This is a genomic window from Streptomyces sp. NA02950 (genome assembly GCF_013364155.1).
Classification (GTDB): domain Bacteria; phylum Actinomycetota; class Actinomycetes; order Streptomycetales; family Streptomycetaceae; genus Streptomyces.
In genome coordinates, this window is sequence record NZ_CP054916.1 from 2,548,285 (window position 1) to 2,568,666 (window position 20,382).

A 20,382-nucleotide genomic window follows, 5' to 3' on the forward strand; every position below is an offset into this window, starting at 1 on the left:
GCGTCGCTCACTGGGCCGCCTCCCCTTCTGCGTCGGTGTCGTCGGCGGCGTCATCAGCGGCGTCATCAGCGGTGTCCGCGCCCTGGACGGGCTCGTAGACCAGCACGGCGCGGTTGTCCGGGCGCAGCCGCGCGGCGGCCACCGCCCGCACCTCCTCGGGCGTGATGTCGAGCACCCGCTCCACGGCGGTCAGCGCCAGCTGCGGATCGCCGAACAGCACGGCGAAACGGCACAGCTCGTCCGCCCGGCCGCCGACGGTGGCCAGCCGGTCCAGCCACTCGCGCTCGATCTGCGCCTGGGCACGCTCCATCTCCTGCGGGGTCGGCCCCTCCTCGGCGAAGCGGGCCAGCTCCTCGTCGACCGCGGTCTCGATGGCGGGCACCTCGACCCCGCCGGAGGTCTTCACGTCCAGCCAGCCGAGCGAGGGCGCGCCCGACAGCCGCAGCAGCCCGAATCCGGCCGCGACGGCCGTGCGGTCGCGGCGCACCAGGCGGTTGTGGAGCCGGGAGGACTCGCCGCCCCCGAGCACGGTCAGCGCCAGGTCGGCCGCGTCGGCCTCGCGGGTGCCGTCGTGCGGCAGCCGGTAGGCGGCCATCAGGGCGCGGGCGGGGACCTCCTCCTCCACGACCTCGCGCAGCTGCTCGCCGATCACCTCCGGGAGCGTGCCGTCGCGGGGCGGCCGCTTGCCGTCGTGGGAGGGGATGGAGCCGAAGTACTTCTCGACCCAGGCGAGGGTCTGCTCGGGGTCGATGTCGCCGACGACCGACAGCACCGCGTTGTTCGGCGCGTAGTAGGTGCGGAAGAAGGCGCGCGCGTCCTCCAGGGAGGCCGCGTCCAGGTCGGCCATCGAGCCGATGGGGGTGTGGTGGTACGGGTGGCCCTCGGGGTAGGCCATGGCGACCAGCTTCTCGAAGGCCGTGCCGTACGGCACGTTGTCGTAGCGCTGGCGGCGCTCGTTCTTGACGACGTCCCGCTGGTTCTCCAGGCTCTCCTCGTCCAGCGCGGTCAGGAGGGACCCCATCCGGTCCGCCTCCAGCCACAGCGCCAGCTCCACCTGGTGGGTGGGCATGGTCTCGAAGTAGTTGGTGCGCTCGAAGCTGGTCGTGCCGTTGAGCGAGCCGCCGGCGCCCTGCACCAGCTCGAAGTGGCCGTTGCCCGTCACCTGGGCCGAGCCCTGGAACATCAGGTGCTCGAAGAGGTGAGCCAGGCCCGTGCGCCCCTTGACTTCGTGGCGCGAGCCGACGTCGTACCAGAGGCAGATCGCGGCGACCGGGGTCAGGTGGTCCTCGGAGAGCACCACCCGCAGTCCGTTGGCCAGCCGATGCTCGGTCGCTTTCAGGCCGCCGGAGCCGGCCTGTTGCGTGGCCGTGTGACCCATGGGCATGTACGTCCCTTCGATCGCGTGATGGAGGCGGTGCGAGCCGCGTGATGAGCGCTCCTGTCACTGTATGCAAGCGCACGGACATCTGGCGAAGTTCCGGTCCCGTTCCGCCCCGCGAGGGTGCCGCGGACCGCCGCCGTGACCCCTGTGGGAGGGGCCCCGCGGGCGGCCGCGGGAGGGGACGCGGCCACGCTCGTCCATGGCCCGTTCCACAGTTGTCGGCGGGGCGGGCCACAATGGACGCCGTCAGATCCCGCCCCGGCAGTTGAAGGAGCCGCACGCGCGATGGCCCGCCGCAGCACGAAGACCCCGCCGCCGGACGACTTCGAGGAGCGCATCCTCGACATCGACGTCGTCGACGAGATGCAGGGCTCCTTCCTTGAGTACGCCTACTCGGTCATCTATTCGCGTGCGCTGCCCGACGCCCGCGACGGGCTCAAGCCCGTGCACCGCCGCATCCTCTACCAGATGAACGAGATGGGGCTGCGCCCCGAGCGCGGCTTCGTGAAGTGCGCCCGCGTCGTGGGCGAGGTGATGGGAAAGCTCCACCCGCACGGCGACGCCTCGATCTACGACGCGCTGGTGCGCATGGCGCAGCCGTTCTCGATGCGGCTGCCGATGGTCGACGGCCACGGGAACTTCGGCTCGCTGGGCAATGACGACCCGCCCGCGGCGATGCGCTACACCGAGTGCCGGATGGCCTCGGCCACCTCGCTGATGACCGAGTCCATCGACGAGGACACGGTCGACTTCGCACCGAACTACGACGGCAGTGAGCAGGAGCCGGTCACCCTGCCCGCCGCCTATCCGAACCTGCTGGTCAACGGCACGTCCGGAATCGCGGTCGGTATGGCGACCAATATGGCCCCGCACAATCTGGGCGAGGTGATCGCCGCCGCCCGCCATCTGATCAAGCACCCGGGCGCCGATCTGGACACGCTGATGCGGTTCGTGCCCGGCCCCGACCTGCCGACCGGCGGCCGGATCGTGGGTCTCGGCGGCGTCCGGGACGCCTATGAGAACGGCCGCGGTACCTTCAAGATCCGCGCCACGGTGGCGGTGGAGGACGTGACCGCCCGCCGCAAGGGGCTGGTCGTCACCGAACTGCCCTTCACCGTGGGCCCCGAGAAGGTCATCTCGAAGATCAAGGACCTGGTCGGCTCGAAGAAACTCCAGGGCATCGCGGACGTCAAGGACCTCACCGACCGCCAGCACGGCCTGCGGCTGGTGATCGAGGTGAAGAACGGCTTCAACCCCGAAGCCGTGCTGGAGCAGCTCTACAAGCTCACGCCGATGGAGGAGTCCTTCGGTATCAACAATGTGGCGCTGGTGGACGGCCAGCCGCTCACCCTGGGGCTCAAGGAGCTGCTGGAGGTCTATCTCGACCACCGCTTCGAGGTCGTGCGGCGGCGCAGCGAGTTCCGGCGCGGCAAGCGGCGCGACCGGCTGCACCTGGTCGAGGGTCTCCTGGTCGCCCTGCTCGACATCGACGAGGTCATCCGGCTGATCCGCTCCAGCGACAACGCGGCGCAGGCCAAGGAAGCCCTCATGTCGCGCTTTGAACTCTCCGAGATCCAGACGCAGTACATCCTGGACACCCCGCTTCGGCGCCTGACCAAGTTCGACCGTATCGAGCTGGAGTCGGAGCGTGACCGGCTCAAGGCGGAGATCGAGGAGCTGACCCGGATCCTGGACTCCGACGCCGAGCTGCGCAAGCTGGTCTCCTCCGAACTGGCCCAGGTGGCCAAGAAGTTCGGCACCCCCCGGCGGACGGTGCTGCTGGAGTCGTCGAACGCGCCGGTCACCGCGGTGCCACTGGAGGTCGCGGACGACCCGTGCCGGGTGCTGCTGTCCTCCACCGGCCTGCTGGCCCGCACCGCGAACGGAGAGCCGTTCCCGGTCGAGGGACAGGCCAAGCGCGCCAAGCACGATGTGATCGTCTCGGCGGTCCCGGCCACGGCCCGCGCCGATGTGGGCGCGGTGACCTCCACCGGGCGGCTGCTGCGGCTGTCGGTGATCGACCTGCCGATCCTCCCCGAGAAGGCCGGGCCCCCCAACCTGGCGGGCGGGGCGCCGATCGCGGAGTTCCTGACCCTGGAGGAGGGCGAGGAGCTGATCTGCCTCACCACCCTCGACGAGTCCTCACCGGGGCTCGCGATCGGCACGGAGCAGGGCGTCGTCAAGCGCGTGGTCCCCGACTATCCGGCCCACAAGGAGGAGCTGGAGGTCATCGGGCTCCGGGACGGCGACCGGATCGTGGGCGCGGTGGAGCTGCGCACCGGCGAGGAGGACCTGGTCTTCATCACCGACGACGCCCAGCTGCTGCGTTATCAGGCGAGCCAGGTGCGGCCGCAGGGCCGCCCGGCGGGTGGTATGGCGGGCATCAAGCTGGGCTCCGGCGCGAAGGTGATCTCGTTCACGGCCGTGGACCCGGCGGCGGACGCGGTGGTGTTCACGGTGGCGGGCGCACACGGCACGCTCGACGACTCGGTGCAGCAGTCGGCCAAGCTGACCCCGTTCGACCAGTACCCGCGCAAGGGCCGGGCGACGGGCGGGGTGCGCTGCCAGCGGTTCCTGAAGGGTGAGGACTGTCTCGTCCTGGCCTGGGCGGGTGCCACCCCGGCCCGCGCCGCGACGGCCACCGGAGCCGCGGCGACACTGCCCGACCCGGACCCGCGCCGGGACGGCTCGGGCATCCCGCTGGCGAAGCCGGTGGCGGTGGTGGCCGGGCCCGTGTGAGCCGGGCGGCGGGCCACCGGCCGCTGAAGCGGGCGGGGGCGCGCGGCACCGCGGAACGCTGGACGCGGGGGCGCGGCACCACGGGGTGCCGCGCCCCCGCGCGTGCGGAGGGGTGGCGACCCGCCCCGTGCGGCTGCCTCAGCGACGTGGTGCGGCTCAGTGGCCGCTGCCGTTGCGGCGGGCGCGGAGCTGCTGGAGGGCGACGCGGGCGCCGGAGTGTCCGCGGTCGGCGGCCCTGCGGAAGTGCCGCTCCGCCTCGCCCAGATTGCCCAGATCCATCTGCAGCGTGCCGAGGACCACCATCGCCGAGGTGTCCCCCGCGGCGACCGCCTTGCCCAGCCAGTGCACCGCCTCGGCGTACGCGCCCCGGTTGCCGAGCCCGATGCCGTAGACCGTCATGCCCTGTGGATCACCGGCGTGCGCCGCCTTGCGGGCGAGCGGCTCGGGAAGGGGCCGCCCGTCGCGGTAGGCCGCCCGCACCATCGACTTCAGGGCGGGATCCAGCCCCCGTCGTCCCCCGCGTCTCCCCCGGCGCTCGCGCCACCGCGCCCATAAACCGCTCATCCCAAGCCCCCTCCCCGCCCCCGTAGCCGCCATTCTCCCGTTCGCTTCCGCATCGCGGAACCGCGTGCACGGCGCTGAATACGGACCGTCATCGTCCGGCTGTGGGGCGCAGGAGGCACGATCCGGCTCATGTGGTGCTCCCTGTCCCACTCCGGCGCGCCAGGTCGATCGAGAGAGGTTAGGCTTACCTTCGTGAGCACGTGCGCGACTGCCTCCCGGGACCTGTCCGAGCCGCTCGCCGGGACGGCGGCCACCGCCCCCACCTGGCTGCTGGTCGAACAACCCGGTCCGTGGGGCACCGAGGCCCTCACGGCGAGTCATCTCGACCCGGCCGTGGGCCGCGCGCTGGAGCGCGCGGCCAAGGACACCGGCGTACGGGTCGCGCTCATCCGCCGCCCCGGCCGCCACGCCGATCTGCACACCGGTGCGCGGCACCGGGTGTTCGTCTCCCACACCCGGCCCGGCCGCTCCTGGATCCGCACCACCGCCCTCAACGACCCAGGACGGCTGCGCGCCCTCGACTTCGCGGCGCTGGGCGCCGGTGACCCGGCCGGTCTGACGCTGGCGGCACCGGACGACGGCGAACCCTCCGGCCGGCACACCGCCCAGGACGCCCCCGGGCAGTGGGAGGAGTACACCGGCGATCCGCTGGTGCTCGTCTGCACCAACGGCAAGCGGGACCGCTGCTGCGCCCTCCTGGGCCGTCCCCTCGCCGCCGAGCTCGTCGCCGCCGGCGTCGACGGCACCTGGGAGGTCACCCACATCGGCGGCCACCGCTTCTCCCCGACGCTTGTCGTCCTGCCGCACGGCTACACCTACGGGCGCGCCACCGCGCGGAGCGTGCGGAACGCCCTCGAGGCGCTGCGCGGCGGCCGCGTCGTCCTCGAGGGCTGCCGTGGCCGCTCCGCCTGGGAGCGGCCGGGGCAGGCGGCCGAGCTGGCCGTCCGCGCCATCACCGGCGAGGACGGCACGGAGGCGCTCACGGTGGCGCGGACCGAGGGCGCGGCCCCCACCTGGTCCGTGACCGTCGTGCACCGCGACGGCCGGGCGTGGCGGGTGAGCGTCGCCCAGGTCGCCTCCGCCCCGCCCCGCCCGGAGAGCTGCGGTTCCGCGCTGGGCTCCCCGGCCCGGATGGAGGTCGTCGGCATCCGTGCGACCCGGACCACCGCGGCCCACGCTCCCCGGCCGGTGCCCGCGGGCCGCCGCTGACCCGGTCACCCCGGGCCCCCGGCCGATCCGATCCACCGGACAGGGCCTGGCCCCGCGCCCCTCTCCGCCGGGCGGCCATGGACCCCGCCCCCGCGCCCTTGGTTACCCTTCGTTGCCATGAGCGCCGCGATACCGCCGCGGCCGCGGCTCGCGGCCATCAGGTGGCGCATCGGATGGCCCCGACGCGTCTTCTCCCAGGTCCTGCTGATGCAGCTGGCCATCGCCACGGGCGTCACCGTGCTCGCGACCGGCCTCTTCCTCGCCCCGCTCGGCTCGCAGCTGGACGACCAGGCCATGCGCCGTGCCCTCGCCATCGCGCAGACCACGGCCGCCCGGCCGCGGCTGGCCGAGGAGCTCCAGCACACCCGCCCCTCCCCTGGCGGCCCGGTGCAGACCGAGGCGGAGCGGATCCGCCGGGCGACCGGTGCCGAGTACGTCGTGATCATGGACCGGCACGGGGTCCGCTGGTCGCACACCTCCCCGCGCGAGATCGGCAGGCATGTCTCCACCGACCCCAGCGAGGCCCTCGCGGGCCGGGACGTCATGCAGATCGACCAGGGCACCCTCGGCCGCTCCGCACGCGGCAAGGTGCCGCTGCGCGACGCGGACGGCCGCATCGTGGGCGCCGTATCGGTCGGCATCGCGTACGAGACGGTGCGCGGGCGGCTGGTCGGCGCGGTGCCCGGGATGCTCGCGTACGCGGGCGGGGCGCTCGCCGTCGGTGCCCTCGCGGCGTATCTGGTCTCCCGCAGACTCCAGCGGCGCACCCATGACCTGGCCTTCTCCGATATCTCGGCGCTGCTCGCCGAGCGCGAGGCGATGCTGCACGGCATCCGAGAGGGTGTTGTCGCCCTCGACGCGCGCGGCCGTATCCGGCTGCTGAACGACGAGGCGCAGCGGCTGCTGGAGCTGCGTACCGAGGACACCGGGCAGCCGCTGGAGGCGGTACTGCCACCGGGCCGTACGACCGATGTGCTCACCGGGCGGGTCACCGGCGCCGATCTGCTGACCGTCTCCGGCGGACGGGTCCTGGTCGCCAACCGGATGCCGACGGACGACGGCGGCGCCGTGGCCACCCTCCGCGACCGCACCGAGCTGGAGCGGCTGGGCCGCGAACTGGACGGCACCCGCGGGCTGATCGACGCCCTGCGCGCCCAGGACCACGAGCACGCCAACCGGATGCACACCCTCCTGGGCCTGCTGGAGCTGGGGCTGCACGAGGAGGCGACGGAGTTCATCACCGAGGCGGTCGGGGTGCACCGCGCCACCGCCGAGCAGGTCACCGAGCGGGTACACGACCCGCTGCTCGCCGCCCTCCTGGTGGGCAAGGCCACCGTCGCCACCGAGCGCGGGGTCTCCCTGGCCCTCGCCGACGACACCCTGCTGCCGGACCGGCTGGTGGATCCGCCGGGCCTGGTGACGATCGTCGGCAACCTCATCGACAACGCCCTGGACGCGGCCGTCGGCTCGCGCGAACCGCGGGTCGAGGTGGCGCTGTGCGCGGACGACCGCACGCGTACGGTGCTCCTGCGCGTCTCCGACACCGGCCCCGGTGTCCCCGCCGACCGTCGCGACCTGGTCTTCACCGAGGGCTGGTCGACGAAGGAGCCGCCCGCGCACGGGAAGCGCGGTATCGGTCTGGCCCTGGTGCGCCGCCTCGCCGAACGCCAGGGCGGCAGCGCACAGGTGTCCGACCGCGCGGGCGGGGGCGCGGAGTTCACCGTTGTCCTCCCCGAGGCGCTGGCCGAGGAACCGGGCGGGGCACCGCTGACCGCGACAGGAGAGCCACGATGAACGACAGACCCGGACCGCCCGCGCCCATCGAGGTACTGGTCGTGGACGACGATGTGCGCGTGGCCCGGGTGAACGCGGCCTACGTCGGCAAGGTGGCGGGCTTCCACGTGGCCGGATCGGCGCACTCGGCCGCCGAGGCGCTGGACTTCCTGGAGCGCGGCCACGCCGACCTGGTGCTGCTGGACCACTATCTGCCGGACGAGACGGGGCTCGCGCTGGTGGGGCGGCTGCGCCAGCTCGGCCACCACACCGACATCATCATGGTGACCGCCGCCCGCGACATCGGGACCGTCCAGGCGGCCATGCGTCACGGCGCGCTCCAGTACCTGGTCAAACCCTTCACCTTCGCCGGACTGCGCGCCAAGCTGGCGGGGTACGCGGCGCTGCGCCGTGCGCTGGAGGGCGGCGGCGAGGCCGGACAGGACCAGGTGGACCGGATCTTCGGCGCGCTGGGCGGTGCCTCGGCCGGCCCCGCGGAGCTGCCGAAGGGCCACTCCGCGCTCACCGCCGATCTCGTCCGCGAGGTGCTGCGCGGCGCCGAAGGACCGCTGTCGGCCCAGGAGGTCGCCGAGCGGTCGGCGCTGAGCCGGCAGACCGCACAGCGCTATCTGAAGCTGCTGGAGCGTACGGGCCGGGTGCGGCTCAGCCTCAAGTACGGCGAGACCGGCCGCCCCGAGCACCGCTATGTGTGGGTCTGAGCGGACTGCCCGCGCTGTGGCATCAGGCGGCTCCCGCCCCGGTGAGCGCCCGGACCTCCGTCTCCGCGTGCTTGGCCGCGTGCCCGGCGGTGTCCACGGCCGCGCCTGAGGTGACCGTGCCGATCCAGCCCGCGAGAAAGCCGAGCGGCACGGAGACCAGGCCCGGGTTCTCCAGCGGGAAGACATGGAAGTCCACCCCGGGGAAGATCGCGCCCGGACCGCCGGAGACGACCGGGGACAGCACCACCAGCACCACCGCCGGAACCAGACCCCCGTAGACCGACCACACCGCCCCCCGGGTGGTGAACCGCCGCCAGAACAGCGAATACAGCAGCACCGGAAGGTTTGCGGACGCGGCGGCGGCAAAGGCCAGCCCCACCAGGAAAGCCACATTGAGGTCCTGGACGAGCAGTCCGAGGCCGATCGCCGCCGCCCCGATCCCCACCGCGGCGAGCCGCGCGACCGCGACCTCGCTGCGCGGGGTGCGGTCCGCCCGGCGGCTCAGCGAGGCGTAGAGGTCATGGGCGACGGAGGCCGAGGAGGCGAGGGTGATACCCGCGACGACGGCCAGGATGGTGGCGAACGCGACCGCGGCGACGACCGCGAACAGCACCGTCCCCCCGGTCGACCCGGCGCCGCCGCCGAGGTCCAGCGCGAGCAGCGGAACGGCCGTGTTCCCGGCCGCGTTGGAGGACCGTACGGCGTCGGTGCCCAGCACCGCGGCCGCGCCGAAGCCGAGCACGATCGTCATCAGGTAGAAGCCGCCGATCAGGCCGATGGACCAGATGACCGAGCGCCGTGCGGCCCGGGCGGTGGGGACCGTGTAGAAGCGCGAGAGGATGTGCGGCAGCCCGGCGGTGCCCAGCACCAGGGCCAGCCCCAGGCTCACGAAGTCCAGCCGCGCGGTCCAGTCGCCGCCGTACTTGAGGCCGGGGGCCAGGAAGTCGGCGCCGTGCCCGCTGTGGCGCGCCGCCGAGCTCAGCAGCGCGTCGATGTCGCCCTGGAAGCGGACGAGCACGAGGACGGTCAGCGCGATCGCCCCGCCCATCAGCAGTACGGCCTTGATGATCTGGATCCAGGTCGTGGCGCGCATACCGCCGAGCGTCACGAAGACCACCATCAGGGTGCCGACACCGATGACCGTCCAGGTGCGGGCGTGGGCACCGGTCTCGCCGAGCAGCAGGGCGACCAGACTGCCCGCGCCGACCATCTGGGCGACGAGATAGAGCACGCAGACCGTGACGGACGAGACGCCCGCGGCGATCCGGACCGGGCGCTCGCGCATCCGGGCGGCCAGTACGTCGGCCAGGGTGAACCGGCCGCAGTTGCGGACCAGTTCGGCCACCAGGAGGAGCACCACCAGCCAGGCCACGAAGAAGCCGACGCAGTAGAGCACCCCGTCGTAGCCGAAGAGCGCGATCAGCCCCGAAATACCGAGGAAGGAAGCGGCCGACATGTAGTCACCGGCGATCGCGAAGCCGTTCTCCATGGGCGAGAACAGCCGTCCGCCCGCGTAGAACTCCTCGGGTGAGCCATGACGTCTGCGGCCCGCCCAGGTGGTGATCCCGAGCGTGCCGGCCACGAAGACGCCGAAGAGCAGCAGCGCCAGGCTCTGCTGATTGCCGGTCACCGCCCGTGCCCCCGCATCATCTCCTGGGTCACCCAGCGCAGTTCCAGCGCGACCCGGTCCCGGCGCAGCCGGGCGTGTCGGGCATACGCCCAGGTGAGGAGGAAGGTGGTGGCGAACTGGGCCAGTCCGGCGACCATCGCGACATTGAGGACGCCGACCACGGGGCGGGCCATCAGATCGGGGGCCGTGGTCGCCGCGACGACATAGACCAGATACCAGAGGAGGAACGCGGCGGCCGCGGGGAACACGAACCGGCGGTAGCGCCTCCGCACTTCCTGGAACGCGGCGCTGCCGTGCACCTCCGTGTAGACCTCCTCCGCGGCGGGCGGGCTCGCCCGCCGCGGTCTGCTGTCCCCGTCGTCCGGCTCTCCCCAGCCGGACGCGAGCGCGTCGTACCAGGGATCGTCCAGCCGGGCCGCTCCCGTATCGCGCGCGTTGTGCATGTCCACCCGAACACTCCTTGCTCACTGCCGCATTGGCCGCGTGCCCAAGGATGGGCAGATCCGGAAGATCCCTGACCCTTCAATACCGGACGTTCACCCCATCAGGTGACTCAGGTGACGAACGCATCGGAACTGTCCCCCGGTGGCCGGGCGATGCCGTAGCGGTAGGCGTAGCGGACGGCCTGCGCCCGGTCGCGTACCCCGGTCTTGGAGAAGAGGTTGTTGATGTGCGTCTTCACGGTCGCGGGGGCGACGTGCAGACCGCGCGCGATCTCCGCGTTCGAGAGCCCCTCCGCGACCAGCGCCAGGACCTCCGCCTCCCGCGGGGTGAGCCCGTCGGGCAGTGCTGCGGGCGTACTCGGGGCGCCGCCGGGCCTCCGGGGCGCGGCGGGGGCGGGTCCGTCCCGTTCGGTGAGCCGATCCAGCAGCAGCCGCTGCACCTTCGGGGACAGCCCGGCGTCCCCGGACATCACGTCCCGGACGGCCCGCAGGATCTCGTCCGCGTCGGCGTCCTTGGTGAGATAGCCGCGGGCACCCGCGCGCAGCGCGGGGAAGAGCGAGTCGTCGTCGGCGTAGGTGGTCAGCACGACGACCTGGGTGTCCGGGTAGGCGGCACATACCCGGCGGGTGGCCTCGACACCGTCGCAGCGCGGCATCCGCAGATCCATCAGGACGACGTCCGGGGCGCGTTCGGCGACGAGCCGCAGCGCCTCCTCGCCGTCACCGGCGGATCCGACGACCTCGATACCGGGGAGGAGCCCCAGCAGCATCACGATCCCCTCGCGCACCACGGTCTGGTCGTCAGCCACCACCACCCGTGCGGTCACCGGCGGCGTCCCTCCGCTGCCGTCGTCCGTCACGCCCCCACCATCCCGTCCGTCGCCACGGCCGCCCGGCGCGCAGCCGCGGGCACGCGTGCCCGTCGGCTTCTGCGGTCACGCGACACCAGACCTCCCGTACTCCACGCGCCCCCTGGCAGTCTCGTACCGTCGCTCACAGCGGCACCCTCAGCCGCACCGTGAACCCCTCCCCCGCCGGCCCCGCCTCCAGGCTGCCGCCGAGGAGGGCGGCACGCTCGCGCATCCCCAGCAGACCGTACCCGGAGCCGGTGGCGGCCAGTTGGGCGCCGGCTGGTGCCCGGCCCGCGCCGTCGTCGCTCACCTCGAGCGCGACCTCGCGCGCCCCGTAGACCAGCCGCAGCCGCACCCGCGCGCCCGGCGCGTGCTTGCGGACGTTCGTCAGCGCCTCCTGCGCGACCCGACGCACCGCGAGCCCCGCCTCCGCGCTCAGCCGCCTCCGCTCCCCCTCGGTCGCGAACCCGGCCCCCTCCGCCGCCGCGGAGTCCCGCAGGAAGTCCTCGACCGGCACCATCTCACCGCGCAGCGCCGACAGCGCCTGCCGGGTCTCGGTGAGCCCCTCGCGGGCCATTCCCCGTGCGGCCACCACGCGTTCCAGGACCTTCGCGGAGTCCTCACCGCGCTCGATCAGCAGCCGCGCCGCTTCCAGGTGGACGAGTTGGGCGGACAGGCTGTGCGCCAGCACGTCGTGGATCTCCCGGGCGATCCGGGTCCGTTCGGCCAGCGCCGCCGTCTCCGCCTCGGCCCGCCGGGCGGCCCGCTCCTGGGCGAGCAGCCGGTAGCCGCTGCCCCGGGCCTCGTCGTCCAGGCGGAGCGTATAGCCGATCAGCAGCAGACCGGCGCCGGTGATGACACCGCTCAGCGACGGTTCGGCGCTGGTGAGCACGGAGGAGCCCATCGCGGTGACCCCGCAGCCCACCCCCGCGAGCAGCGGCAGCCGCTCCATCGCGAGGATCGCGGAGGCGCCCCACACCACGTCCGCCGGGTGGTCGGCCCCGGCCGTCCGCATTCCGGCCGCCGCGCCGATCAGCAGGGCCACCAGCGCCAGGGCGGGCAGCAGCCGGTGGTCCACGGTGACCCGGCGGAACGCGAACATGGCGGCCGTGCATCCGGCCAGGGTGCCGATCAGCACCGCCCGTTCCCAGCCCGGCAGGGCCTCGTCCTGGAAGAGCCCCCGGACCAGCCAGCACACGGCGGTCGCCCATCCGCAGACATCGAGCGCCCGTCGGATCCGGGGCAGCCCCTGGCCCGACAGCGCCTGCCACGACGGCCACCGTGTCCATGCGCTCATCGGCCGAGTGTGCCCTTCCCCACGCCACGTGTCATCAGCTCCGGACCGTGCGCCCGCAGCATCACGACGGCGCTGCTCAGCAGCAGCGACACGGCCAGGGTCAGCGTGATCGAACCGCTCTCCTGACGCACACCCGCCAGCGCGCCCGCCGCGGCCAGGGCGAGCCGGAGCACCAGTCCACCGGCCCACACCGCCGCCGTGACCTTCCCGCCCCGGGCCCAGACCGCGCCCGAGTCGTCCGTCCACACCCGGCTGGTCCAGGCCCAGGCGGCTCCGGTGACCGCACCGGCGAGCAGATCCCCCACCAGCAGCGCCACGGCGGCCGCCTGGTGGCGGTGGTCGATCAGTCCCGGCTCACGCAGCGCCAGCCAGCCGAGGACGACCGGCAGCGCCCACCATCGCCGGGTGTCCTCGACCACCTTCTGCGGCCGGAACTGACGGGCGATCACGACGACGACCACCGCGGCGATCACCACGGCATGGGGGATTCCCGACATCACACAGAGCCTCCGGGGAAGGGACACAACCACTTCCCGGGACGCTACGGATGAGGTGGGGCCGCGCGGATCGGAGCCGGGGTGGGACCCGGGTGGACCCACGAGGCCGCCCATGACGTACGCCTCTCCACCCGTGGGTGGAGAGGCGCGGGCCGGATCAGGCGCCGGATCAGGCGTCGATGCGCGAACGGTCCAAAGTGGCCGCGGAGTTGGTGATGAACTCCTTGCGCGGTGCGACCTCGTTGCCCATGAGCAGGTCGAACACCTGCTCCGCCGCCTCCAGATCGCTGATGTTGATGCGCCGCAGGGTGCGGTGGCGCGGATCCATCGTGGTCTCCGCGAGCTGGTCGGCGTCCATCTCACCGAGACCCTTGTAGCGCTGGATGCCGTCCTTGTAGCGGACACCGCGGCGCTGGAGGTCCAGCAGCGTCTCCCGGAGCTCGTTGTCGGAGTAGGTGTAGATGTACTTCGACTGGCCCCGCTTGGGGTTGACCAGCTCGACCCGGTGCAGCGGCGGAACGGCCGAGAAGACCCGGCCCTGTTCGACCATCGGCCGCATATAGCGCTGGAACAGGGTGAGCAGCAGGATGCGGATGTGGGCCCCGTCGACATCGGCGTCCGCAAGGAAGATCACCTTGCCGTAGCGGGCCTGGTCGATGTCGAAGGTGCGGCCCGAGCCGGCTCCTATCACCTGGATGATCGCACCGCACTCGGCGTTCTTCAGCATGTCGGAGATCGACGCCTTCTGAACGTTCAGGATCTTGCCGCGGATCGGCAGCAGCGCCTGGAACTCCGAGTTGCGCGCCAGCTTGGCCGTGCCCAGCGCCGAGTCCCCCTCGACGATGAACAGCTCGCTGCGGTCCACGTCGTCGCTGCGGCAGTCGGCCAGCTTGGCGGGCAGCGAGGAGGACTCCAGCGCGGTCTTGCGGCGCTGCGCCTCCTTGTGCTGGCGGGCCGCGATACGGGTGCGGGCCGCGGCGGCGACCTTCTCCAGGACGGCGCGGGCCTGCGCCTTGGCGTCCCGCTTGGAGGAGGTCAGGAACGCCTTGAGCTCCTTGGAGACCACATTGGCCACGATCCGGGAGGCGGCCGAGGTGCCCAGCACCTCCTTGGTCTGGCCCTCGAACTGCGGCTCCGCGAGCCGGACGGTCACCACCGCCGTCAGGCCCTCCATGGCGTCGTCCTTGACGACGTCGTCCTCGGCGACGCGCAGTGTCTTGGTGACGCGCAGCGCCTCGTTGACGGTCTTGGTGACCGAGCGCTCGAAGCCGGAGACATGGGTGCCGCCCTTGGGGGTGGCGATGATGTTGACGAAGGACTTGACGGTGCTGTCGTAGCCGGTGCCCCAGCGCAGCGCGATGTCGACGCCGAGCTCGCGGGTGACCTCGGTGGGCGTCATATGGCCGCGCTCGTCGAGGACCGGCACGGTCTCCTTGAAGGTGCCCTGGCCGGAGAGGCGCAGCACATCGCAGACGCCCTTGTCCTGGGCGAGGTACTCGCAGAACTCGCTGATGCCGCCGTCGTAGCGGAACGTCTCCTCGACCGGCCCCGTCTCGCCGTCGAGACCGCGCTCGTCCCGGACGACCAGGGTGAGGCCGGGCACCAGGAAGGCGGTCTGGCGGGCGCGGGCGTACAGCGTGTCCAGGGAGAGCTTGGCGTCCTTGAGGAAGATCTGCCGGTCCGCCCAGTAGCGGATGCGGGTGCCGGTGCGGGTCTTGGGGACCCGCTTGCCCTTGAGGAGGCCGCTGGAGGGGTCGAAAGGCGCGTCGGGGCCGGATTCGGTGAAGATTCCGGGGACACCGCGGCGGAAGCTGATCGAGTGGGTCTTGCCGTTGAGGTCCACCTCGACGTCGAGCCGGCCGGACAGCGCGTTCACCACGGAGGCGCCGACGCCGTGCAGACCGCCGGAGGCCGCGTACGCGCCGCCGCCGAACTTGCCGCCGGCGTGCAGCTTGGTCATCACGACCTCGACGCCGGACAGCCCGGTCTTCGGCTCGACGTCGACCGGGATGCCGCGGCCGTTGTCCCGGACCTCCACGGAGCCGTCGTCGTGGAGGATCACCTCGATGCGGTCGCAGTAGCCGCCGAGGGCCTCGTCCACCGAGTTGTCGATGATCTCCCAGAGGCAGTGCATCAGGCCCCGGCTGTCGGTGGAGCCGATGTACATACCGGGGCGCTTGCGCACGGCCTCGAGGCCCTCGAGGACGAGAAGGTGCCGCGCGGTGTAGTTGGAGCCGCCCCGGTCTGCTCCGGTCAGCAGCGCAGTGGACGGCACGGACGTGTCGGCGGTCACGCGGTTCGCTCCTCGCTGAATTTCTGGTTGGCCCGGCTGTGGGCACGGTGGTGGCTGGGTCGCCCGTCAGAGGGTACCGAGGCTTGATAGAGCCTCTGTGCCGCCACCCGTGAAACGTCCATGCTAGTCGAGACAACACCTGTTTCGCTCGTACGTTCGATCGCCCGTCGGAGTGACGCACACATCACGTTCCCTTTCAGGCATGAACCATTTAGGCTCCGGGCACGTCCTCATGAACAACCGGCAACCCAGCCGGTTGGACATAACCGACCAAACGACGTGAATCTGTAAACCATCGCAATACGGCTCATTCGCCGCCAACCGTCACCATCCGGCCTACTCAGAAGCAAGTTTTGGGAAAAAGCCACGAGCGGGAACGATATCGGGCTGGTTGGATGTTGACCCTGGTACGACAGCTCGTCGAGCTAGAGAAGAGGCGACGTGACTACTGTTCTGACCCCCGCGAGCCCGCTGACGGCCGCTGACCGCTGCGACCGCTGCGGCGCCCAGGCTTATCTGCGCGTCGTCCTGATGAGCGGCGGTGAACTGCTCTTCTGTGCCCATCACGGGCGCAAGTTCGAGCCGGAACTCAAGAAGATCGCCGCTGAGATACAGGACGAGACCGAGCGGCTGACCGCCGTTCCGGCGTCCGCGTCCGAAGACGAACGCTGACGCTTCGCCCCACCACGACGACGAGCGACGCCGGCCCAGGGCCGGATCTCGGGCGGCTCGCCCCCACACCGGGGGCGGCCGCCCGCGCTCGTGTCACGGGCCCGTCAACCATGGGCGGCCACCAGCGGCGCCACCGCCGAGATCCTCGTGTAGACCCCGGGCCGGCCCGCCACCGCACAGCCGCTCCCCCAGGACACCAGCCCCACCAGCCGTCCTCCGGCCACCAGCGGCCCGCCGCTGTCCCCCTGGCAGGCGTCGTGCCCGCCGCGCGGCAGCCCAGCGCAGATCATTGAATCCGCCTGGTAGTCACCCTCCGCGGTGCCGGGATACGCGGCCTCACAGGTCGCGTCCTCCAGCACCCGGACGGTGGCCATCCGCAGCGTCGAGGCATAGCTGCCGTTGCCCTCCGTATCACCCCAGCCGTACACCGCCGCCCGGGTACCGGGCTGGTAGGCGAGATCGCCGCGCTGAGCCATGGGAAGGACGTAGGCGGGCGGCAGCGGACGACTCAGGGTGATCACCGCGACATCACCGGCCCGGTCGTCGCCCTCGTACGCGGGATTCACCCACACCCGACCCGCCGGGAACTCCACCCCGGCACTCCCCCGCAGATCGTTGCGCCCGACGAGCACGCGCAGATCCGGCACCTCCCGCCAGTTCCGGCCGAGCACCGCCCGGCTCAGACAGTGGGCCGCCGTGAGGACCGTCGTGGGGCCCACCACGGCCCCGCCACAGAACTGGCCTGAGCGGGCAGCACCGAACACCTCACGACTGGACAGGGCGACCACCCACGGCGCCTCGATCGTATGGACCGGCTGGCCGCCCACCACCCCGCGGTCGGCGGTCGCCGGGGCCGGGGCGACCAGCACCAGGGCAAGAGCGGCGGCGAGCGGAACCGCGAGAACGGCGAGGAGTGAGCGGAGCGACCTACGCATGCAGCCTCCTGACCGTACGGAACGTGGCGCACACTCAGCGTCACCCGGTGTGGCGGGGAGCGCATCCGGCGATGGGCCATGCGGGGGGGCGAGGGGATCCGGCCGGACGCAACACGAAGGCCGGACCCCGTTCTCGGGGTCCGGCCTTCGTGTCTGTGCCGTTTCGGCCGCCGCGGTCGCTTCCGGCCGCGGATGGATCAGTCCAGGTAGTCGCGGAGCACCTGGGAGCGGGACGGGTGACGCAGCTTCGACATCGTCTTGGACTCGATCTGGCGAATGCGCTCACGCGTCACGCCGTAGACCTTGCCGATCTCGTCGAGTGTCTTCGGCTGACCGTCGGTGAGACCGAAGCGCATGGAGACCACGCCCGCCTCGCGCTCGCTGAGAGTGTCGAGCACCGAGTGGAGCTGCTCCTGCAGCAGCGTGAAGCTGACGGCGTCGGCCGGGACCACGGCCTCGGAGTCCTCGATGAGGTCACCGAACTCGCTGTCGCCGTCCTCGCCCAGCGGGGTGTGCAGGGAGATCGGCTCACGGCCGTACTTCTGGACCTCGATGACCTTCTCGGGGGTCATGTCGAGCTCCTTGGCCAGCTCCTCCGGGGTGGGCTCACGGCCCAGGTCCTGGAGCATCTGGCGCTGGACGCGCGCGAGCTTGTTGATGACCTCGACCATGTGCACCGGGATACGGATGGTGCGGGCCTGGTCGGCCATGGCCCGGGTGATCGCCTGACGGATCCACCAGGTGGCGTACGTGGAGAACTTGTAGCCCTTGGTGTAGTCGAACTTCTCGACGGCGCGGATCAGACCGAGGTTGCCCTCCTGGATCAGGTCCAGGAAGAGCATGCCGCGGCCGGTGTAGCGCTTGGCCAGCGAGACCACCAGTCGAAGGTTGGCCTCCAGCAGGTGGTTCTTGGCGCGGCGGCCGTCCTCGGCGATGATCTCCAGCTCACGCTTGAGCTTGGGGGCGAGCTTGTCCGAGTTGGCCAGCTTGTCCTCGGCGAACAGACCCGCCTCGATGCGCTTGGCGAGCTCGACCTCCTGCTCGGCGTTGAGCAGCGGGACCTTGCCGATCTGCTTGAGGTAGTCCTTGACCGGGTCGGCGGTGGCACCGGCCGCCGCGACCTGCTGCGCGGGGGCGTCGTCCTCGTCCTCGTCGGAGAGCACGAAGCCCTGGTTCTCGGGCTCGCCCTCGGCGCCCTCGGGGCCGCCGGGCTTACCGGTCGGCGGCGCCTCCTCCATCACTTCCTCGCCCTCGAGGAGCTCGTCGGTGGCGTCCTTCTTGGCGGCGGTCTTCTTGGCCGCGGTGGTCTTCTTCGCCGCGGTGGTCTTCTTGGCCGCGGTCTTCTTCGCCGGGGTCTTCTTCGCGGCGGCCTTCTTCGCGGGGGCCGCGGCGGGCTCGTCGGCGCTCGCGTCTGCCTCGACCGCGGAGGCGGCCGGAGCGGCGGGGGCCTTCTTGGCGGTGACCGCCTTGGCCGCGACGGATTTAGTGGCCGTGCGCTTCGCCGGGCTCTTCGCTGCGACGCTCTTGCGGGTGCGCTTGGGCGCTTCTGCGGCACTGACCATCAGCGTCACACCCTCCTCGTCGAGGACCTGGTTGAGGCTGCGCAGTACGTTCTTCCACTGGGTTGGCGGAATCTGGTCAGCCTCGAAGGCCCGACGCACGTCATCGCCGGCGATCTGCCCCTCAGCCTTTCCCCGCTCGATGAGCGCCATCACAGACTCGGACTCGGCGATCTCCGGCGGGAGCGTACGGGATGTGCTGGCCGACACGAACAACCTCTCGGAACGTTGGAAACGGCTTCCGGCTCCGCCCTATGAGGACGGGAGCCGACGACCGCCGGCAGGGATGAACCGACGGCGCGGGCGGAGTGCGGAGGAGTACAGCGTCGCGAGCGACATCCGTATTCCCTCCGCGGCTGCCACCTCTTTAATCATCGCGCTGCCCCAAAGAGCGTTACGCCCAATCGTCGTGGCCCGAGTCACACCCCATAACGGGATTAATACCCACCCAACCGGACAGATAACTCCGAGTTGATCACATACGGAATCCGCACGGCGTCGCACAATCGCCGGAATCCCTCGGGTCGCACCCCGCCGCGCCGCGCCGCCGAACCCGCGACGCGGGATCCGGCGACGCCGCTCTCGTGCGCCGTACAGCGCTCACCGAGCCCTCGCCCGCCCGCCGGACCCTTCGCTCGCCGCCCATGATCCGCCCGGCATCCGACACCGTACGCCGTACGTCCACCGCGCATCCGCGCCCGCCGCCCGCCCTGCGGCTTCCGGACGCCGCGCATGTCCACCCGCTCACCCGGCCCGCCACGCCTCTCCGGCGCCGCACGGAGCGAGCGGCGCGTCCGGCGGACGCGCGACGCACCGCAGGCACGCGGAACGCGCCGCGAGGTCAGTGCTCGCGCGGTGCGGGCACTCCGACGTCGGCATGATCGAGGTCCGGGTGGACGGTCAGCAGTTGACGCATCGCCGACTCGGCCGCCGCGGCGTCACCCGCGCCGACCGCCTCGACGATCCGGCGGTGGTGGCCGACGCTCGCCTCGGTGAGGCGCTCACAGCCGGTGCTGGGCGCGCCGGAGACATGCAGGGCGGCGCTGACGATCCCCGCCAGGTGCTCCAGCATCCGGTTGCCCCCGACCTGGAGCAGCAGGGCGTGGAACTCGGCGTCGGCGCGGGAGAAGGTGAGGGTGTCGCCCTGGGTCAGCGCATGGCCCATGATCTCGGCCATGTCGGCGAGCCGCTGCTGGACGTCCTCACGGCCGTGGCCCGCGGCGAGACGGGCGGCCAGCGGCTCGATGGTCCAGCGCAGCTCGCACAGCTCACGGCGCTGGTCGTCGCGCTGCGGGCCGAAGGCGCGCCACTCGATGATGTCCGGGTCGAGGAGGTTCCAGTCGCTGACCGGGCGGACCCGGGTGCCCACATTGGGGCGGGCGCTGACCAGGCCCTTGGCCTCGAGGACACGCAGCGATTCCCGTACGACGGTGCGGGAGACCTCGAAGCGCTGGCCGATCTCCTCGGGGACGAGGGGGCGGTCCGCGCCCAGGTCGCCGGAAACGATCATCTGGCCCAGCTGCTGGACGAGTTGGCCGTGCAGCCCACGGCCCCGGTTGCCGGCCGCGCGTCGGCCCACCCGTCCGATCTCCGCGTCGGCGCCGTCCCATGAGGGAGCGCTGCCGCGGTCGGCGCCGGGGGCGTCGGCGTAGGAGTAGCGGTCAAGCTCGCCCGAGCCGGCCAGGCCGGAGTCGGCGGGACGAGCCGCGGTCATCGTGGTGTGCGCAAGGGTACTCACGCATCCTTTGTCGGCGACGCTCCGAAGACCCTTGAGGTCTTTGGTGAAAAGCACACGAAAGGGTGATCGCCCATTACCTCAT

At 71.9% G+C, this 20,382-nt stretch carries 16 protein-coding genes; 5 read left to right on the forward strand and 11 right to left on the reverse strand.

The features are described from left to right. Positions 1-7 precede the first annotated feature (7 nt). Positions 8-1,384 (reverse strand): pitrilysin family protein, encoded by a 1,377-nt coding sequence (locus HUT19_RS10670; RefSeq protein WP_176180236.1) that lies wholly within the window; start codon positions 1,382-1,384, stop codon positions 8-10. A gap of 282 nt (positions 1,385-1,666) precedes the next feature. Here HUT19_RS10670 and HUT19_RS10675 point away from each other — a divergent pair, with 282 nt between their 5' ends. Next, entirely contained in the window at positions 1,667-4,120 is a 2,454-nt protein-coding gene (locus tag HUT19_RS10675) for a DNA topoisomerase (ATP-hydrolyzing) subunit A (protein ID WP_176180237.1), read from the forward strand. 156 nt (positions 4,121-4,276) lie between these two features. Here the strand turns inward: HUT19_RS10675 and HUT19_RS10680 are convergent, their stop codons facing one another. Continuing rightward, entirely contained in the window at positions 4,277-4,684 is a 408-nt protein-coding gene (locus HUT19_RS10680) for a sel1 repeat family protein (protein WP_176180238.1), read from the reverse strand. Positions 4,685-4,876: 192 nt separating this feature from the next. Between HUT19_RS10680 and HUT19_RS10685 the strand changes: the two genes are divergently transcribed. The 3 genes from HUT19_RS10685 to HUT19_RS10695 all read left to right on the forward strand — a co-directional run bounded on the left by HUT19_RS10685 (position 4,877) and on the right by HUT19_RS10695 (position 8,385). Further along, a complete protein-coding gene (locus tag HUT19_RS10685) occupies positions 4,877-5,893 on the forward strand; it encodes a sucrase ferredoxin (RefSeq protein WP_176180239.1) in 1,017 nt (338 codons plus the stop codon). Positions 5,894-6,010: 117 nt separating this feature from the next. Next, positions 6,011-7,687 carry a sensor histidine kinase gene (locus HUT19_RS10690; protein ID WP_176180240.1) on the forward strand — a complete coding sequence of 559 codons (1,677 nt, stop codon included), beginning with the start codon at positions 6,011-6,013 and terminating at the stop codon, positions 7,685-7,687. Continuing rightward, positions 7,684-8,385, forward strand: a complete 702-nt coding sequence (locus HUT19_RS10695; protein ID WP_176180241.1) for a response regulator — start codon at positions 7,684-7,686, stop codon at positions 8,383-8,385. Before HUT19_RS10690 ends, HUT19_RS10695 begins: the two co-directional genes overlap by 4 nt. A gap of 22 nt (positions 8,386-8,407) precedes the next feature. On the opposite strand, the gene HUT19_RS10700 is transcribed toward HUT19_RS10695, so the two are convergent. The 6 genes from HUT19_RS10700 to HUT19_RS10725 form a co-directional block, all read right to left on the reverse strand. Beyond that, entirely contained in the window at positions 8,408-10,015 is a 1,608-nt protein-coding gene (locus HUT19_RS10700) for a cation acetate symporter (RefSeq protein WP_176180242.1), read from the reverse strand. After that, positions 10,012-10,458: a DUF485 domain-containing protein gene (locus HUT19_RS10705; RefSeq protein WP_176186742.1), complete on the reverse strand. Its 447-nt coding sequence runs from the start codon at positions 10,456-10,458 to the stop codon at positions 10,012-10,014. Before HUT19_RS10705 ends, HUT19_RS10700 begins: the two co-directional genes overlap by 4 nt. Positions 10,459-10,568: 110 nt before the next feature. Beyond that, positions 10,569-11,318 (reverse strand): response regulator transcription factor, encoded by a 750-nt coding sequence (locus HUT19_RS10710; RefSeq protein WP_303331748.1) that lies wholly within the window; start codon positions 11,316-11,318, stop codon positions 10,569-10,571. Between the two features lie 133 nt (positions 11,319-11,451). Then, positions 11,452-12,606 (reverse strand): sensor histidine kinase, encoded by a 1,155-nt coding sequence (locus HUT19_RS10715; RefSeq protein ID WP_176180243.1) that lies wholly within the window; start codon positions 12,604-12,606, stop codon positions 11,452-11,454. Further along, entirely contained in the window at positions 12,603-13,103 is a 501-nt protein-coding gene (locus tag HUT19_RS10720; RefSeq protein WP_176180244.1) for a DUF1453 domain-containing protein, read from the reverse strand. The genes HUT19_RS10715 and HUT19_RS10720 overlap by 4 nt, the downstream gene beginning before the upstream one ends. Positions 13,104-13,272: 169 nt before the next feature. Continuing rightward, complete coding sequence (locus tag HUT19_RS10725; RefSeq protein ID WP_176180245.1) at positions 13,273-15,396, reverse strand: type IIA DNA topoisomerase subunit B; 2,124 nt, start codon at positions 15,394-15,396, stop codon at positions 13,273-13,275. 441 nt (positions 15,397-15,837) lie between these two features. Here HUT19_RS10725 and HUT19_RS10730 point away from each other — a divergent pair, with 441 nt between their 5' ends. Continuing rightward, positions 15,838-16,068: a hypothetical protein gene (locus tag HUT19_RS10730; protein WP_176180246.1), complete on the forward strand. Its 231-nt coding sequence runs from the start codon at positions 15,838-15,840 to the stop codon at positions 16,066-16,068. A 104-nt stretch (positions 16,069-16,172) separates the two neighbouring features. Here the strand turns inward: HUT19_RS10730 and HUT19_RS10735 are convergent, their stop codons facing one another. From HUT19_RS10735 to HUT19_RS10745, 3 genes are all read right to left on the reverse strand, one after another. After that, positions 16,173-17,003: a trypsin-like serine protease gene (locus HUT19_RS10735; protein ID WP_176180247.1), complete on the reverse strand. Its 831-nt coding sequence runs from the start codon at positions 17,001-17,003 to the stop codon at positions 16,173-16,175. A 197-nt stretch (positions 17,004-17,200) separates the two neighbouring features. Continuing rightward, complete coding sequence (locus HUT19_RS10740) at positions 17,201-18,778, reverse strand: RNA polymerase sigma factor (protein ID WP_176180248.1); 1,578 nt, start codon at positions 18,776-18,778, stop codon at positions 17,201-17,203. Positions 18,779-19,403: 625 nt separating this feature from the next. Next, positions 19,404-20,354 (reverse strand): FadR/GntR family transcriptional regulator, encoded by a 951-nt coding sequence (locus HUT19_RS10745; RefSeq protein WP_303331753.1) that lies wholly within the window; start codon positions 20,352-20,354, stop codon positions 19,404-19,406. Positions 20,355-20,382: the final 28 nt, after the last annotated feature.

Excerpts from the sequence above, each read along its gene's own strand:
- HUT19_RS10670 (WP_176180236.1), bottom strand. The coding sequence starts at position 1,384 with ATGCCCATGGGTCACACGGCCACGCAACAGGCCGGCTCCGGCGGCCTG.
- HUT19_RS10675 (WP_176180237.1), top strand. The coding sequence starts at position 1,667 with ATGGCCCGCCGCAGCACGAAGACCCCGCCGCCGGACGACTTCGAGGAG.
- HUT19_RS10680 (WP_176180238.1), bottom strand. The coding sequence starts at position 4,684 with ATGAGCGGTTTATGGGCGCGGTGGCGCGAGCGCCGGGGGAGACGCGGG.
- HUT19_RS10690 (WP_176180240.1), top strand. The coding sequence starts at position 6,011 with ATGAGCGCCGCGATACCGCCGCGGCCGCGGCTCGCGGCCATCAGGTGG.
- HUT19_RS10695 (WP_176180241.1), top strand. The coding sequence starts at position 7,684 with ATGAACGACAGACCCGGACCGCCCGCGCCCATCGAGGTACTGGTCGTG.
- HUT19_RS10705 (WP_176186742.1), bottom strand. The coding sequence starts at position 10,458 with ATGCACAACGCGCGCGATACGGGAGCGGCCCGGCTGGACGATCCCTGG.
- HUT19_RS10715 (WP_176180243.1), bottom strand. The coding sequence starts at position 12,606 with ATGAGCGCATGGACACGGTGGCCGTCGTGGCAGGCGCTGTCGGGCCAG.
- HUT19_RS10720 (WP_176180244.1), bottom strand. The coding sequence starts at position 13,103 with ATGTCGGGAATCCCCCATGCCGTGGTGATCGCCGCGGTGGTCGTCGTC.
- HUT19_RS10735 (WP_176180247.1), bottom strand. The coding sequence starts at position 17,003 with ATGCGTAGGTCGCTCCGCTCACTCCTCGCCGTTCTCGCGGTTCCGCTC.